This window comes from Kitasatospora sp. NPDC023176, assembly GCF_055560495.1.
Window position 1 is genome coordinate 142,355 of sequence record NZ_JBVHIP010000007.1, and the last position, 14,679, is coordinate 157,033.

At 71.9% G+C, this 14,679-nt stretch carries 15 protein-coding genes; 6 read left to right on the forward strand and 9 right to left on the reverse strand.

Features of this window, described 5'->3' with window-relative positions; genetic code table 11:
* Positions 1 to 45: 45 nt before the first annotated feature.
* The 3 genes from ACZ3YL_RS13310 (at position 46) to ACZ3YL_RS13320 (ending at position 2,532) form a co-directional block, all read left to right on the forward strand.
* Complete coding sequence (locus tag ACZ3YL_RS13310; protein ID WP_465657171.1) at positions 46 to 624, forward strand: RICIN domain-containing protein; 579 nt, start codon at positions 46 to 48, stop codon at positions 622 to 624.
* 128 nt (positions 625 to 752) lie between these two features.
* Positions 753 to 1,535 carry a GNAT family N-acetyltransferase gene (locus ACZ3YL_RS13315; RefSeq protein ID WP_465657173.1) on the forward strand — a complete coding sequence of 261 codons (783 nt, stop codon included), beginning with the start codon at positions 753 to 755 and terminating at the stop codon, positions 1,533 to 1,535.
* 292 nt (positions 1,536 to 1,827) lie between these two features.
* Positions 1,828 to 2,532 carry a hypothetical protein gene (locus tag ACZ3YL_RS13320; RefSeq protein ID WP_188309206.1) on the forward strand — a complete coding sequence of 235 codons (705 nt, stop codon included), beginning with the start codon at positions 1,828 to 1,830 and terminating at the stop codon, positions 2,530 to 2,532.
* Between the two features lie 91 nt (positions 2,533 to 2,623).
* Here the strand turns inward: ACZ3YL_RS13320 and ACZ3YL_RS13325 are convergent, their stop codons facing one another.
* A complete protein-coding gene (locus ACZ3YL_RS13325; protein WP_465657176.1) occupies positions 2,624 to 3,262 on the reverse strand; it encodes a TetR/AcrR family transcriptional regulator in 639 nt (212 codons plus the stop codon).
* Positions 3,263 to 3,679: 417 nt separating this feature from the next.
* On the opposite strand from ACZ3YL_RS13325, the gene ACZ3YL_RS13330 reads away from it, so the two are divergent.
* The gene (locus ACZ3YL_RS13330) at positions 3,680 to 4,030 is read left to right on the forward strand and encodes a DUF6542 domain-containing protein (protein ID WP_465657178.1); all 351 of its coding nucleotides are present in this window, start codon (positions 3,680 to 3,682) and stop codon (positions 4,028 to 4,030) included.
* Positions 4,023 to 5,678, forward strand: coding sequence for an LCP family protein (locus ACZ3YL_RS13335; protein WP_465657179.1), 1,656 nt, complete (start codon positions 4,023 to 4,025; stop codon positions 5,676 to 5,678). Before ACZ3YL_RS13330 ends, ACZ3YL_RS13335 begins: the two co-directional genes overlap by 8 nt.
* Before the next feature lie 48 nt (positions 5,679 to 5,726).
* Here ACZ3YL_RS13335 and ACZ3YL_RS13340 read toward each other — a convergent pair whose 3' ends face one another.
* From ACZ3YL_RS13340 to ACZ3YL_RS13355, 4 genes are read right to left on the reverse strand one after another with little or no spacing between them, the layout of a single operon-like run.
* A complete protein-coding gene (locus ACZ3YL_RS13340) occupies positions 5,727 to 6,209 on the reverse strand; it encodes a hypothetical protein (RefSeq protein ID WP_188309210.1) in 483 nt (160 codons plus the stop codon).
* Between the two features lie 11 nt (positions 6,210 to 6,220).
* On the reverse strand, positions 6,221 to 6,802 hold the full coding sequence (locus ACZ3YL_RS13345; RefSeq protein ID WP_465657181.1) for a hypothetical protein: 582 nt from the start codon (positions 6,800 to 6,802) through the stop codon (positions 6,221 to 6,223).
* A 41-nt stretch (positions 6,803 to 6,843) separates the two neighbouring features.
* A complete protein-coding gene (locus ACZ3YL_RS13350) occupies positions 6,844 to 8,436 on the reverse strand; it encodes a hypothetical protein (RefSeq protein WP_465657183.1) in 1,593 nt (530 codons plus the stop codon).
* A gap of 28 nt (positions 8,437 to 8,464) precedes the next feature.
* Positions 8,465 to 8,761, reverse strand: coding sequence for a hypothetical protein (locus ACZ3YL_RS13355; RefSeq protein WP_465657185.1), 297 nt, complete (start codon positions 8,759 to 8,761; stop codon positions 8,465 to 8,467).
* Positions 8,762 to 8,942: 181 nt separating this feature from the next.
* On the opposite strand from ACZ3YL_RS13355, the gene ACZ3YL_RS13360 reads away from it, so the two are divergent.
* Positions 8,943 to 9,323: a VOC family protein gene (locus ACZ3YL_RS13360; RefSeq protein WP_465657187.1), complete on the forward strand. Its 381-nt coding sequence runs from the start codon at positions 8,943 to 8,945 to the stop codon at positions 9,321 to 9,323.
* A 103-nt stretch (positions 9,324 to 9,426) separates the two neighbouring features.
* On the opposite strand, the gene ACZ3YL_RS13365 is transcribed toward ACZ3YL_RS13360, so the two are convergent.
* From ACZ3YL_RS13365 to ACZ3YL_RS13380, 4 genes are all read right to left on the reverse strand, one after another.
* Entirely contained in the window at positions 9,427 to 10,497 is a 1,071-nt protein-coding gene (locus ACZ3YL_RS13365; RefSeq protein ID WP_465657189.1) for a 2-oxoacid:ferredoxin oxidoreductase subunit beta, read from the reverse strand.
* Entirely contained in the window at positions 10,494 to 12,326 is a 1,833-nt protein-coding gene (locus ACZ3YL_RS13370) for a 2-oxoacid:acceptor oxidoreductase subunit alpha (RefSeq protein WP_411293091.1), read from the reverse strand. Before ACZ3YL_RS13370 ends, ACZ3YL_RS13365 begins: the two co-directional genes overlap by 4 nt.
* 438 nt (positions 12,327 to 12,764) lie before the next feature.
* Complete coding sequence (locus tag ACZ3YL_RS13375) at positions 12,765 to 13,427, reverse strand: response regulator transcription factor (protein ID WP_188309217.1); 663 nt, start codon at positions 13,425 to 13,427, stop codon at positions 12,765 to 12,767.
* Positions 13,428 to 13,520: 93 nt separating this feature from the next.
* A complete protein-coding gene (locus ACZ3YL_RS13380; RefSeq protein WP_188309218.1) occupies positions 13,521 to 14,531 on the reverse strand; it encodes a polyprenyl synthetase family protein in 1,011 nt (336 codons plus the stop codon).
* Between the last annotated feature and the right edge of the window lie 148 nt (positions 14,532 to 14,679).

The window sequence follows — 14,679 nt, forward strand, 5'->3', positions numbered from 1 at the left end:
CGACAGCGACACCGACCGCGACAACCCACCGACAGGAGAACCGCCATGACCACCCCCACCCGCACCTCCACCCGCACCCGCCGCCTGCTCGCAGGACTCGGCGCCGCCGCGGCCCTGGCCACCACCGTCCTGGTCGCCGCCCCGGCCGCCCAGGCCGCCACGCCCGGCCCCTGCGACCTCGGGCCCTCCGTGGGCGCCACCGTGAGCGTCGTCAACGGCTCCGCCGGCGCCCTCGACCTGCCGCAGAACAACGAGGCCAACGGCCAGTTGGTCGGCACCTACACCGCCAACCAGTCCCCCGCCCAGACCTGGACGTTCTGGGACTACTGCGACGGCACCACCGCCATCTCGCACGGCGGCGGCGGCAAGGTGCTCGACCTCGACTCGCACGGCACCGGCGCCGTCCAGCTCTGGGACACCCCCGGCGGCTGGGACGGCCTCAACCAGCAGAACGGCGCCTGGATGGGCGCCAACCAGAAGTGGCGGCTCACTGACGAGGACCGCGGCTGGTACCTGATCCGCAACGTCGCCACCGGGCAGTGCCTCAAGGGCAACGGCATCGGCCAGTACACCTCGGTGACCTCCTGCAACGGCAACGACCCGGCGCAGCGCTGGCACAAGTAGGCACCCCCGCGGGCCCCGGTCCGGACCGGTCCGTCCGTCCGCCGACGGACGGGCCGGTCCGGGAGGGCCCGGTCCGGGCCGGGCCGGGACAGGCCGGGCCGGTTCGGGCCGGGCCTAAGCTCGACCGCGTGCCCCTCATCAGCCTGCACGACCGGACCGCGCTCGCCGAACGGTTCCGCACCGACCCGGCCCTGCACCTGTTCGAACTCGGCGACCTGGACGACACCCTGTGGCCCAACACCGCCTGGTACACGGCCGATCCCGGCCACGGGCCGGTCGCCCTGCTCTACAGCGGCGGCGACACCCCCGTCCTGCTCGCCTTCGCCCGGCCCGCCGCCGTCCCCGCGCTGGAGGAACTGCTGGGCGCGCTGCGGCCGTTCCTTCCGCGCCGCTTCACCGCCGGGCTCCCGGACGGCGCCGAGCGGGCCCTCGCCCCCGACTACACCGCCGAGCGCCGCACCCCGCTGCTGCGGATGATCCTCCCGGACCAGGGCCTGCTCCCCGCCGAACCCGCCCACCACACCGAGCCGTTGATCCTGGCCGACCTGGACGCGCTGCACGCCCTGCTGGCCGAGGCCTACCCCGAGTCCTGGTTCGACCGGCGGCTGCTGGCGGCCGGCGGCTACGTCGGCGTCCGCGAGCACGGCCGGCTGGTGGCCGCCGCCGGGGTGCACGTCCACTCCCCCGCCCACCGGGTCGCCGTGCTCGGCAACGTGGTCACCCACCCGGACGCCCGCGGCCGCGGCCTCGCCCGCGCCTGCGTCACCGCGCTGGCCCGTCACCTCGCGCCGACCACCGACCACCTGGGCCTCAACGTCCGTACGGACAACACCCCGGCGATCCACCTCTACCGGCAGCTGGGGTTCACCGCCGTCACGACGTACAACGAGCTGGTGCTGCGGGCCTCGTAGCCGTCCGGGAGGCGGTCGGGCGCCGGCCGACGGGCCCGATCGACCGCCTTCGGGACGTCTGCGGCACCCTCGGCCGTGGCGCACAGGATCGCACGGCGCCGATCGCCCGAGGTGGCGGGCGGTTCGGGCACCACTGATCACGACTCGGCATCCCTTGTCACGGACCCGCGTGGGACTCGTCACGGCGGCGTCAAGACGACCCCAAAGGCATGGCGTTCCGCGTTCCCCCTGCGCTATGAACGTCCCTCAGGAGGACCGCCGCGACGGCGGTCCGCAAAACGGGGGACATCACGTGAAGACCATCCGCACCAGTCGCAGCACCATGGCCCTGGCCGGCCTGGCCGTGGTCGGCGCGCTCACCATGACCGCCTGCAACGACGACGCGTCCTCGTCCGACACCGCGACCACCCCGCCCGCCACCCAGGCGCCGGCCACGCCGTCCGCCGCGCCGACCACCCCGGTGGCCTCCGCGGCCGCGCCGACCGGCGCCGCCACCGACGGGGCGACGGGCGGCTCCACCGGCGGGGCCCCGGCCCAGGCCGGTCCGACCGCGGCCGCGGGCAGCACGGTGAAGATCGGCGAGGCCGCCACCATCCCGTTCGTCTCGGGCAGCACCAAGGGCACCGTCTCGCTCGCGGTCACCTCGATCGACAAGGGCGACCCGGCCGACCTCACCCCGCTGAAGCTGGGCGACAAGGCCGCGGGCATGGTGCCGTACTACGTCCGCTTCAAGGTCACCAACACCGGCAGCACCGACCTGTCCTTCGCCAGCCTGACCCAGATGAAGGGCACCCTGCCGGACGGCTCGGAGGCCAGCGAGGTGATGCTGATCGGCACCTTCGACAAGTGCCCGCACCCGTCCTTCCCGAAGGGCTTCACCAACGGGCAGTCGGTCACCTCCTGCGTGCTGGCCCTGGCGCCGCAGGCGACCAAGGTGTCCGGCGCCGAGTACTGGGGCGAGCCGTACACCCTGGGCAAGGGCGTCAACTGGAAGTGACCCGCGACGACCGGTGGGCGGGGCGGCCCGATGCCGCCCCGCCCACCGGCGTCCGCCGGCCCGGTCCGCCCGGTCCGCCCGGTCCGCCCGGTCAGTCCGCCGCCGGGCCGTAGATCGTCAGGAAGGCGTCCACGCCCTGCTCGGCGATCCGCCCGACCTCCGCGCCGGCCACCGGCAGGGCGCCCCAGAAGGAGCGTTCGGCCACGCCGTGGAAGGTCAGCAGGGTGAACTGCTCGGCGGCCAGCTCAGGGTCCCGGACGGCCAGCAGCCCGCGCTCGGCGAGCGCCGTGAAGCGCTCCGCGAGATCGCGCTGGGAGGCCACCGGGCCGGCCTCCAGCCAGGCCTCCAGGACGTCCGCCGGGATGTTGGCCACCTCGGCGCGGATGGCCCGGCCGAGCGCCCCGTGCTCGCCCGCGGACAGCACGGCGTTCGCCCGCTCGACCGCGAAGGCCACGAGGTCGCGCCGCAGGTCCAGCACCCGGTCGAGGTGGTGCGCCATCAGCTCGCGGATCCGCTCGGTCAGTTCGGCCGAGTTCTGCAGTGCCACCGACAGGAAGAGGGTCTCCTTGTCGGCGAAGTGGTTGTAGACCGTGCGCTTGGACACTCCCGCCTCGGCCGCGATCGCGTCCATGCTGGCCCGGACGTAGCCCTCGCGCCCGAACACCGTGGTCGCGGCCCGGGTGATCGCCTTGCGCTTCTCCGGTCGTCCCGCTCCGCCCGTGGTCGCCACGACGCTCTCCTTCTCCGTCGGCGCCCCCGCCGACCCTCTCAGAAACTGCTCGGTGTAGTGTATGCAGGCCCGCTCACGAGCGGGCCTGCCACCGAACAGGCGTGCTCTATGCTGCGTACGATCTCTACACCTCTGTAGAGCAAATCCGAAAACGTGCCTGCCCCCGAGCAGCAGCGGGAAACCGAGAACGGGAACCGGCCGGCCGAACACCAGCGTCCCGTACTGGCAGCGCCGCTACCGCTCTTCCACAGCAGACCCGGCGCAGCGCCGAGGCGGCGCGCGAAGCACGGGAACACCGGGGGTGAGTGAGTGGCGGGGCAGCGAGGACGGTCGTCCGACCAGGGTTCACGACGGCGGGCGGCGGCCCGGCCCACTGGCCCCACGCGTCCCTTCTCCGGCGGGCCCACCCTGCCCGCCGTGGCGGCCCTCGGGCTCCCGCTGCTGGGCGCGGTGATCGACGAGCTCGCCGGGCCGGGCATGGGCCTGGTCTTCGCCCTCTGCGCGGCGCTCGGCACCGGCCTGGCGGCCGCGCTCTGCACCCACCGCGGCTGGTGGTGGGTGGTCGCCGCCTCGCCGGTGGTCGTGCTCGGCGTGACGGCCGTGGTCGAATTCGCGGCGAACACCGAGAAGTACCAGGGCAACGGCCTGGCCACCGGCTCCGCGAAGTGGCTGGTGCACGGCTTCCCCGTGATGGCGCAGGCCGCGGCAGCGGCCCTGCTGGTGATCGTGGTCCGGGTGGTCCGGGACCGGAGGAGGCAGCATGGCTGAGGACCGTGAGCAGCAGGAGGACGGCCGGGCCGCCGGGCGCCGCAGCACGAACGCGGCACCCCGCAAGAACTCACCGCTGCTGATCGCCGGGCGGGTGGTGGCCACCACCGTCGGCTTCGCGGTGTTCGCGGCGAGCGGGGTGGTCTGGTACGAGTACACGTCCCTCACCGACGGCATGACGACGTCCAACGCCATCGCCGAGACCAAGAAGGACGCCCCCAAGCACCTGGACAACTCGGTCAACCTGCTGCTGATCGGCCTGGACAGCCGCAAGAACATGGACGGCTCCGACCTGCCCCCGCAGTTCGTCCAGGACGAACTGCACGCCGGCCACAGCTCGGACATCGGCGGCTACAACACCAACTCGCTGATCCTGCTGCACATACCGGCGGGCGGCGGCAAGGTGCAGGCGATCTCCATCCCGCGCGACGACTACGTCATGACCTACAACGGGGACGGCTCCCAGCAGGGCATGCACAAGATCAAGGAGGCCTACGGCAACGCCAAGGACGCCTTCGACCGGAGCTCCAAGGCCAAGGGCCTCAAGGGCGCCGACCTGGAGAAGGCCGGCCGCGACGCCGGCCGCGCGGCCACCATCCGCACCGTCCAGACCTTCGTGAACCAGCCGGTCGACCACGTCGCCGAGGTCAACCTGATGGGCTTCTACGACATCGCCAAGGCCGTCGAGCCGATCCAGGTCTGCCTGACCCACGACACCAAGGACCCGGCCATGGAGGGCCAGGGCTCCGGCGCCGACTTCAAGAAGGGCATCAACACCCTCAACGCCTCCCAGGCGCTCGCCTTCGTCCGCCAGCGCCACAACCTGGACGACGGCAAGGGCAACAGCGGCGACTTCGCCCGCACCCACCGCCAGCAGGCCTTCATCTCCTCCGTCGTGCACAAGCTCAAGCAGGACGGCATCATCAGCGACCTCGGCAAGCTGAAGGACCTCTTCGGCGTCGTCCAGAAGGACCTGGTGATCGACAACGAGTGGAACGTCCTGGACTTCGCCCAGCAGGCCCCGGCGCTCACCGGCGGCAACGTCGAGTTCAACACCCTGACCTTCGACAAGTTCGACACCCGCAACGGCCAGGACGTCAACATCGTCACCCCGTCGAAGATCCAGAAGGTCGTCAAGCAGATCTTCGGCTACGCCGACGCCGCCGCGCCCGCCGCCGGGGCCGACGGCGCCACCGACACCCCGACCACCGAAGCCCCCGCCCCCTCGGCGACCGCGACCACCCCGGCCAAGGCCGCCTCCCCGGCCACCGTCGACGTGTACAACGCCTCCGCGGCCGCCGGAGTCTCCTCCGGCAACGAGGCCAAGAGCCTGGTCGCGATGGGCTTCAAGGAGGGCACCACCGGCCCGGCCCGCACCAAGCAGAAGACCACCACGGTCACCTACGGCAAGGGCGGCAAGGACGCCGCCGACCAGATCGCGGCCCGCTACGGCGTCACCGCCACCGAGTCGGCCGGCACCGCCGCGGACCACGTGGTGGTCACCCTCGGCACCTCCTTCACCGGCGTCGCGGCCGACAAGCCCACCACCCCCGGCCCCGCCCCCAGCGGCGACCCGGCCGCCAACCTGCCCGTGCAGGGCCCCGGTGTCGACGCCGAGTCCGACGGTGGCATCCCCTGCGTCTTCTGACGCGACCGGCCGTGGAGTCGGTGCCCCGCCCCCGGGCAGGGCACCGACTCAGGACCACTCGAAGTACAACGCCGGCCGCACCGGCCTCGGGCTGCCCGGCGCGAACAGGAACACCAGGTTCACCGTCGGCCCGAACGGCTCCTCCAGCCGCGGGCCACGGATGCTCAACCCGAACCCGTTGATCGCCTTCCCCGCCGCCAGTCCCGCCCGGACCTCGCGGTACCAGGACTCCAACGGCTCGACCGGCAGCCCCCAGTACGCGACCAGCTCGCCCGCCAGCCGGTACGCGTCCTCCACCGTGGCCGCCGGGAAGGTCGCACTGACCAGGTCGAGCGCCTCCCCCTCGGCAGTGGCCAGCAGCTCGACCCGCCCGGTGAGCCAGCGCCCGCCCGGCAACGCGATGGTCGCGGCGACGGCGGGGATGCGCCAGCGGCGCCGAACGGCCTCGGGCCAGCCGACATCGCCCCGGCCGTGGCCGCTGCGGAGGTTCCAGGTGACGGCGGTCGGCTGGACGGGTTGCTCGTGGGACATCGGGCCTCCGATCAGGGCGCGGGCGGGGTGGCGGACTGGGTGGCCTGCTTCGCCAGGGCGGAGGCCAGGTTCTCGCCCCAGGCGATCTCGATATTGACGGTCACCGGCTGGCCGTCGTTCACGGTCTCGTACCTGAGGCTGACGCCGATCAGCGGGCCGGCCGGAGTCAGCAGTTTGAAGTCGGTCCCGCCCTCCTCTTCGCCGAGGCGCACCCGGTCACCCTTCGCCAGGTCATCGAGGACCCTCCGGCGGAAGTCCATGATCCTCTCGGTGTTCAGACCGAACTGCCGCGAGAGTTCCAGAGCCTTTTCGTACGCCTTGTCGAGCGGCATTCCGGGATACCAGCCGGTGAGTTCGTCGACGTTCTCGGCGTCATCGCGAGTGACCGCCACGATGAGCATCATCTTGTCGGCGTGGAAGCGCTGGCCCCCCGGCAGGTCGATGTCCACCGGGCCCGGGTTGTCGAAATCGTGGCCGCTGTGCGGATTCAGCCTGACTCCCAGATCGGCTGCCCGGTGCGAGGTCCGCAGGTCCCAGTGGACGGGACGCGTCCGCCCGCTGACCAGGAGGTACCCGGCGACCAGCGAGCCCACGCAGAGCAAGGCCACCAGGCTCCAGATCCACCGCGCCCTCGTCACGGCAGGATCTCGTACTGGTCGGCCCGGTCGAGCAGCGGAGTGTCGATGAGCGTCTTCGCCTCCACCGGGTTCTTCAGGAGCTGCTGGTATTTGGGCAGCATGTCCTTGCGGATCCAGTCCATCCGGTCATTCGTATCGGTCACGTAGCGGTCGTCCCACCAGGTCGACCATTCGCCGCCGTAGTAGCCGTTGAAGGACTTGCCGCCCGGGATCGGCGACTTGGTCATGGCCGACAAGACCTCGGCGAACGTCTCCCCGACCGGGCCGTGGTAGTTCTCCACCTCCCCGTACGACTTGGGAAGCACGACGGTCTGCTCACGTTCCAGCAGCGCGGCGTTCCCTGCCGCCACTCGCTTCGGGTCACCCGAGTCGATGTCCCGCCAAGCGTCGATCAGGGGCTGCGGGTACTTCTTCGAGTCCTGCTGTTGCAACGCCTCGATGCCGGCCATCCCGTACTGCTGGTAGGCGGCGTGCATGGAGCCGACGTCGTCGAAGATGTCCTTCTGCATGGTCAGGAACTTGTTCTCGAACCACTGCACCTCGTCGGTACTCATCGTGGACAGCAGCCCCACCCCGGGGACGGGGGTCACCAGCCCGCCGACGTCCGCTCCCTTGATGAACTCGTCGAGGTCGTGGATCCCCCCGTACACCGGCGCTCCGGCCAGCTTGGCCATGCCGGCCCACTGGAAGTCCGGGTTCTCGTCCCACAGCTTCTGGTACCAGGCGTAGACCTTCTGCACGGTCTCGTCGTTGAAGTCGAGCCCCTGATCCGGGTGCCACTTCGACGGGTCGATCCCGGCCTTCCGCATCGCGAGTTGCTTGTAGTACTCCTCCAGCGGCGGCACACCGGGCAGACCCTGGACCTTCCACGGCGCGGCGTCCAGGAACAGGTTCCGCTGGTCCGGCGTCAGCGCGCCCCACCAGGCGGACCGGGCGGCCGGGTCCGTGGGGACGGCGTCCCCCTCGACGGCCCCGGCGAGCCGGGTGGCCTCGCCGAGGTCCTTGGTCGCGGCCTGGACCGCACCCGCGAGGCCGGTCCGCCCACTGCCGTCCAGGAGCTTGGACTCCCCGGCCAGCTTGCCCAGTTCTTCCGCGCACTTGGCGTCCGCCCGGGTGGCGGCCTGCACGGCGGCGGCGATGTCGGCGGTCAGGGTGGCGGCGTAGGCGGCCTCCGCCCGGTAGGAGTCGGCGGCCTCCTGGCGGAGCGCCGCGTTCTTGGGCAGTTGGTCCACCGGTGTCGGCGTCGCCGTGACCGTCCCGTTCGCGTCGACCGCGAGGCCTCGCCTGCTCGCCTCCGTCAGCGCCCACTGCAGTTCCTGCTGGGCGGCGGTCACGGCCTGGACGAAGCCGTCCAGGACCTTCTGCACCGCCTGGAGTTCCAGCGCGGCCACCTGCAGTTGCAGTTCCTGCTCGCCGAAGGAGTGCCGGGCCCCGGTCGCGGCGGTGCCGGTCCAGGTGCCGATCGGCTTCAGCACCGACTCCTCGATGTGCTGCCGTGCTTGGTCGAACGCCTTGGCGACGGCCTGCCAGTCCTTGCCGGCCTCCGTCACCGACTCCAGCTTCACGTCGCGCAGGTGCGCGAAGTCCACCACAGGAGCCCCCCTTCCCCGTGTTCTCCTACTGGAGGGCCTTGGCCGTCCCCTTCTCGGTCCTGCCGTAGCCGTCGGCGGCCGTGCGGAGCGCCTCCTCGTCCTTGCCGAGCGCGGTACGGATCTTCTCCACGCCCTGGGTCCACGAGGTCACCACGGCAGCCAGTTGCCCGGCCACCTGCCAGCCCCCGAGGGCCGTCTCGGCGGTCCCCGAGGCGATGCCGGCGGTCTGGACCGGTTTGGCCAGGCCGGCGGTGATGGACGACGCGTTGTCCGCCGCGAACTTCAGCTGTTGCGGCGACACGTCGAATCCGGGATCCGGCATCGGATCGACCCCCCATGTTCGATGCGATTTCCAAAACCCTAGCGGTGGCGGACCGTTCGCCGCCGGACTTTCTCGAACGTGAGCGCGATCCGTTGCGGGCGGACCCCTGGCGAGATTCTCCGTACTATGTATAGTGTACTGCGTACGGGATATCCGTACGCAGTGACGAGAGGGCTCCGCCATGCAGATCACCACCACCGTCGTCTCCCTGACCGTCGAGGACACCGCCGCCTCCGCCGCCTTCCTCCAGCGGCACTTCGGCTACACCGAGCAGATGTCCGCCGACGGCTTCGTCTCGCTCGCCCACCCGGGCGGCGGGATCGGCGTCGTCTACCTGCGCCGCGGCCTGGAGGTGCTGCCCGAGGACCAGCGCGACCACACGGCGGACGGGCTGATCCTGGCCTTCACCGTCGAGGACATCGCCGCGCAGGAGCGGCGGCTGCGCGAGGAGGGGGTCGAGATCACCCTGCCGCTGCGCGAGGAGCCGTGGGGCGAGAAGCTGTTCCAGGTCGCCGACCCGAACGGGGTCGTGATCCAGCTGGTCGAGTGGGCCCAGCGGTAAGGGCCGGCCGTACGCAGGACCGGAGAACGCGAGGCGCCCCCGTCCGACGAGGGACGGGGGCGCCGACGTGCGGGCCGGGGCGGACCAGGGCGGACCGGGGCGGTCAGTCCACCGTCCAGGTGTCGTTGCCCGCCAGCAGCGTCGCCAGGTCGCCCGGCCCGCGCTGGGCGACGGCGGTGGCCAGCTGGTCCGCCATCAGCTCGTCGTAGACCGGCCGGCGGACGTCGCGCAGCACGCCGATCGGCGTGTGGTGCAGGGTGTCCGCGTCGGCGATCCGGGAGAGCGCGAAGGCCGTCGCCGGGCCGGCCGCGTGGGCGTCGTGCACCAGGACGTCCGCCTCGTTCGAGGGCGTGACCGGCGCGACGAACAGCTCGCCGTCCGGGCCCCGGAAGACGCCGCTGCCCGACTCCGCGCCGAAGCGGATCGGCTGCCCGTGCTCCAGCCGGATCAGCGCCTCGTCCCGGGTGCCGGCGTCCTTCAGCACCTCGAAGGCGCCGTCGTTGAAGATGTTGCAGTTCTGGTAGATCTCCACCAGCGCGGTGCCCTCGTGCCCGGCCGCCGCCCGCAGCACCGACTGGAGGTGCCGGCGATCCGAGTCGATGGTGCGGGCCACGAAGGTGGCCTCGGCGCCGATCGCCAGCGACAACGGGTTGAACGGCGCGTCCAGCGAGCCCATCGGGGTGGACTTGGTGATCTTGCCGAGTTCGCTGGTCGGCGAGTACTGGCCCTTGGTGAGGCCATAGATCCGGTTGTTGAACAGCAGGATCTTCAGATTGACGTTGCGCCGCAGGGCGTGGATCAGGTGGTTGCCGCCGATCGACAGCGCGTCGCCGTCACCGGTCACCACCCACACGCTCAGGTGCCGCCGGGAGGAGGCCAGCCCGGTCGCGATCGCCGGCGCCCGGCCGTGGATCGAGTGCACCCCGTAGGTGTTCATGTAGTACGGGAAGCGCGAGGAGCAGCCGATGCCGGAGACGAACACCGTGTTCTCGCGCCGGATGCCGAGCTCCGGCATGAAGGACTGCACCGCCGCCAGGACCGCGTAGTCCCCGCAGCCCGGGCACCAGCGCACCTCCTGGTCGGTCTTGAAGTCCCGGGCGCTCTGCGGCTCTTCGGCCTTGGGCACCAGCCGCAACGACGGGAAGGCACGCTTCTCGGAGCCAACGTCACTCATCGGTGGTCCTCCTCGTCCAGGCTGCCGATCGCCGCCCACAGCACGTCCGCCAACTGCGCCGCCTTGAACGGCAGTCCGCGCACCTGGTTGTAGGACTCCGCGTCCACCAGGTACTTCGCCCGCAGCAGCAGCGCGAGCTGGCCCAGGTTCATCTCGGGCACGATGACCTTCTCGTAACTGCGCAGCACCACACCCAGGTTGGCCGGGAACGGGTTGAGGTTGCGCAGGTGCGCCTGGGCGACCTCGCCGCCGTCCGCCCGTACCCGGCGCACCGCCGCGGTGATCGGGCCGTAGGTCGAGCCCCAGCCGAGCACCAGCACCCGGGCGTCCCCGCTCGGGTCGTCGACCTCCACCGGCTTGACCGTGATCCCGTCGACCTTCGCCTGCCGGGTGCGCACCATCAGGTCGTGGTTGGCCGGGTCGTAGGAGATGTTCCCGGTGCCGTCCTCCTTCTCGATGCCGCCGATCCGGTGCTCCAGCCCGGCCGTGCCGGGCACCGCCCAGGGCCGGGCCAGGGTGTGCGGATCCCGCAGGTACGGCCAGAAGGCGCCGTCCTCGCGGTTCGGGGCGGTGGCGAACTTCGGGTCGATCTCCGGCAGTTCGCCGACCTCCGGGATCCGCCAGGGCTCCGAGCCGTTCGCCAGGTAGCCGTCCGAGAGCAGGAACACCGGGGTGCGGTAGGTCACCGCGATCCGGGCCGCCTCCAGCGCGGCGTCGAAGCACTCGGCGGCCGTGGCCGGGGCGACGATCGGTACCGGCGCCTCGCCGTTGCGGCCGAACATCGCCTGCAGCAGGTCCGCCTGCTCGGTCTTGGTCGGCAGCCCGGTGGACGGGCCGCCGCGCTGGATGTCCACCACCAGCAGCGGCAGTTCCAGTGAGACCGCCAGGCCGATCGTCTCCGACTTGAGCGCCACGCCCGGCCCGGAGGTGGTCGTCACGCCCAGCGCCCCGCCGAAGGCCGCGCCGAGCGCCGCGCCGATGCCGGCGATCTCGTCCTCGGCCTGGAAGGTGCGCACCCCGAAGTCCTTGTGGCGGCTCAGCTCGTGCAGGATGTCCGAGGCCGGGGTGATCGGGTACGAGCCCAGGTACAGCGGCAGGCCGGAGCGCTGCGCGGCGGCGATCAGCCCGTAGGACAGCGCCAGGTTGCCGGAGATGTTGCGGTAGCGCCCGGCCGGGAGCCTGGCCGGCGGCACCTCGTAGGAGACCGCGAAGGTCTCGGTGGTCTCGCCGAAGTTCCAGCCCGCCCGGAAGGCGCCGATGTTCGCCTCGGCGATCTGCGGGTTCTTGGCGAACTTGGCGCGCAGGAAGGTCTCGGTGCCGTGGGTGGGCCGGTGGTACATCCAGGACAGCAGCCCCAGGGCGAACATGTTCTTCGCCCGCTCGGCGTCCTTGCGGGCCAGCCCGCTGTCCTTGAGCGCCTCCAGGGTCAGCGCGGTGAGCGGCACCGGGTGGAGGTGGAAGGCGTCCAGCGAGCCGTCGCCGAGCGGGTCCGCGGCGTAACCCACCTTGGCCAGCGCCCGCTTGGTGAACTCGTCGGTGTTGACGATGATCTCCGCGCCGCGCGGCAGGTCCGGCAGGTTCGCCTTCAGGGCCGCCGGGTTCATCGCCACCAGCACGTTCGGGGCGTCGCCCGGGGTGAGGATGTCGTGGTCGGCGAAGTGCAGTTGGAAGGACGAGACGCCCGGCAGGGTGCCGGCGGGAGCCCGGATCTCGGCCGGGAAGTTCGGCAGCGTGGAGAGGTCGTTGCCGAACGCGGCCGTCTCCGAGGTGAACCGGTCACCGGTGAGCTGCATGCCGTCACCCGAGTCGCCGGCGAACCGGATGATCACCCGGTCGAGTCTGCGGATGGGCTTGGCCCGCCGCTCCGGCGGGCCGCCCGGGGCGTGCGCGCCGACGGGCCCGGCCGCTCCGGGGGGTCCGGCACCGTCACCGGTACGACCCTCGTCGCCGTCCGATCCGTCCACTGCCTCTGACTGATCGACCTGACTGGTCACTGCCGCGGACCTCCTCGTGGGCACACCACCGCGGGCGCGGCCCCGTGCCCCGTCCGCCTGGTGCACCGCTCGCATCCTATGCGCGCGAACTCCGCCCAGGCCGGAACTCCGGCAGGATTTCACCCGCCCATGCCGGTACCTCTTTCCGGCACAACAGCCGGCCGCCGGAGATCATTCCGCACACGGACCGAGCGGGCCGCGCCCGGGCCGCGCGGAGCCGGCCCGGGGCGGCTCAAGGCTCAGGAGTTCTCACGGGTCACGAGCTCTCACGGCTCAGGAGTTGAGGTAGGTGAGCACCGCGAGCACCCGGCGGTGGTCCTCCGGGCTCTGCGCCAGGCCGAGCTTGAGGAAGATGTTGCTGACGTGCTTTTCCACCGCGCCGTCCGAGACCACCATCTGCTTGGCCACCGCCGCGTTGGTGCGCCCCTCCGCCATCAGCGCGAGCACCTCGCGCTCGCGCGGCGTGAGGTTGGCCAGCACGTCGCCCTTGCGACTGCGGCTGAGCAACTGCTGCACCACCTCCGGGTCCAGCGCGGTGCCGCCCTCGGCGACCCGCACCACCGCGTCGGCGAACTCGCGCACCTCGGCAACCCGGTCCTTCAGCAGGTAGCCGACGCCCCGGGTGGAGCCGGCCAGCAGCTCGGAGGCGTACCGCTCCTCCACGAACTGCGACAGCACCAGCACGCCCAGCTGCGGGTAGCGCCCGCGCAGTTCCACGCAGGCGCGCAGGCCCTCGTCGGTGTGGGTCGGGGGCATCCGCACGTCCGAGACCACCACGTCCGGCAGGTCGCCGGACGCCGCCAGGTCGTGGATGGTCTTCACCAGGGCGGCGCCGTCCCCGACCCCGGCCACCACCTCCAGGCCGCGGTCGGTGAGCAGCCGGGTCAGACCTTCCCGCAGCAGTACGGAGTCCTCGGCGATGACGACGCGGCGCATGGTGACCTTCCGGGCAGGCGTGAGCTGACGGGTGTCAGTCTCCCCCATCCCGGCGGGCCGCCGCGGCCGTGGGGCCGGATCGCCCGAGGGCGGTCACATGGTGCGGATGGCCACCGCGTCGCACAGCCCGTCCAGGGCCGCCTTCGCCGCGCAGTCCGGCAGCGGGGCCAGCAGCGCCCGGGCCTCCTCGGCGTGCCGCAGGGTCTCCCGGCGGGCGCGCTCCAGGGCGGGGTGGGCGCGCAGCAGGCGCAGCGCCTCGGCGTGCAGGTCGTCGTCGGAGAGGTCCTGGGCGAGCAGTTCGCGCAGCCGGGTGTCGTCCGGGTCGGCCGGGTCGGCCGGCATCTGCTCCAGCAGCAGGGTCGGCAGGGTGGGCACGCCCTCGCGCAGGTCGGTGCCGGGGGTCTTGCCGGACTCGTGGCCGTCGCTGGCGATGTCCAGCACGTCGTCAGCCAGCTGGAAGGCGATGCCGATCCGCTCGCCGAACTCGCCGAGGGTGTCCACCAGGTCCGGCGCGGCGCCGGCCATCAGCGCTCCTATCCGGCAGGAGACGGCGATCAGCGATCCGGTCTTGCCCGCGAGTACGTCCAGGTAGTGCAGCAGCGGGTCCAGATCCGGGCCGGGGCCGCGGGTCTCCAGGATCTGGCCGGTGACCAGCCGCTCGAAGGCCTCGGCCTGCATCCGCACCGCCGCCGGGCCGAGGTCGGCCAGCACCTGGGAGGCCCGGGAGAACAGGAAGTCGCCGGTGAGGATGGCCACCGAGTTGTCCCAGCGGGAGTTGGCGCTCTCGGCGCCGCGCCGCACCGGGGCCTCGTCCATCACGTCGTCGTGGTACAGCGTGGCCAGGTGGGTCAGCTCGACGACCACCGCGGCCGGCACCACGCCGGGCGCGCCCGGGTCGCCGAACTGGGCGGCCAGCAGCAGGAGCAGCGGACGGAAGCGCTTGCCGCCGGCCTCGATCAGGTGGCTGGCGGTGACGGTGATGAAAGGGACGTCGCTCTTGACGGCCTCGGAGAGCGCCGCCTCCACCGCGTCCAGTCCGGCCTGGACGTCCCGGGTCAGGTCGCGGTCCTGCACGCTGAGCCCGAAGGGTCCCACGACGGTCACGAAGACCACTCCTCTGTCCCTGGTCGATCTAGCGGCCTGGTCCCTGAGTGCCGCCGCTGGCCATACAGGCAGGGTATCCGGTCGCGAGTGGATCACTGCACGGGCGTGCGGATCCTGTCATGCCCGAGCCGGAAGGCCTGGTCAGACG

Coding starts and splice junctions, on each gene's coding strand:
- ACZ3YL_RS13340 (WP_188309210.1), bottom strand. CDS start 6,209: ATGTCCCACGAGCAACCCGTCCAGCCGACCGCCGTCACCTGGAACCTC.
- ACZ3YL_RS13335 (WP_465657179.1), top strand. CDS start 4,023: ATGGCTGAGGACCGTGAGCAGCAGGAGGACGGCCGGGCCGCCGGGCGC.
- ACZ3YL_RS13365 (WP_465657189.1), bottom strand. CDS start 10,497: ATGAGTGACGTTGGCTCCGAGAAGCGTGCCTTCCCGTCGTTGCGGCTG.
- ACZ3YL_RS13375 (WP_188309217.1), bottom strand. CDS start 13,427: ATGCGCCGCGTCGTCATCGCCGAGGACTCCGTACTGCTGCGGGAAGGT.
- ACZ3YL_RS13310 (WP_465657171.1), top strand. CDS start 46: ATGACCACCCCCACCCGCACCTCCACCCGCACCCGCCGCCTGCTCGCA.
- ACZ3YL_RS13360 (WP_465657187.1), top strand. CDS start 8,943: ATGCAGATCACCACCACCGTCGTCTCCCTGACCGTCGAGGACACCGCC.
- ACZ3YL_RS13355 (WP_465657185.1), bottom strand. CDS start 8,761: ATGCCGGATCCCGGATTCGACGTGTCGCCGCAACAGCTGAAGTTCGCG.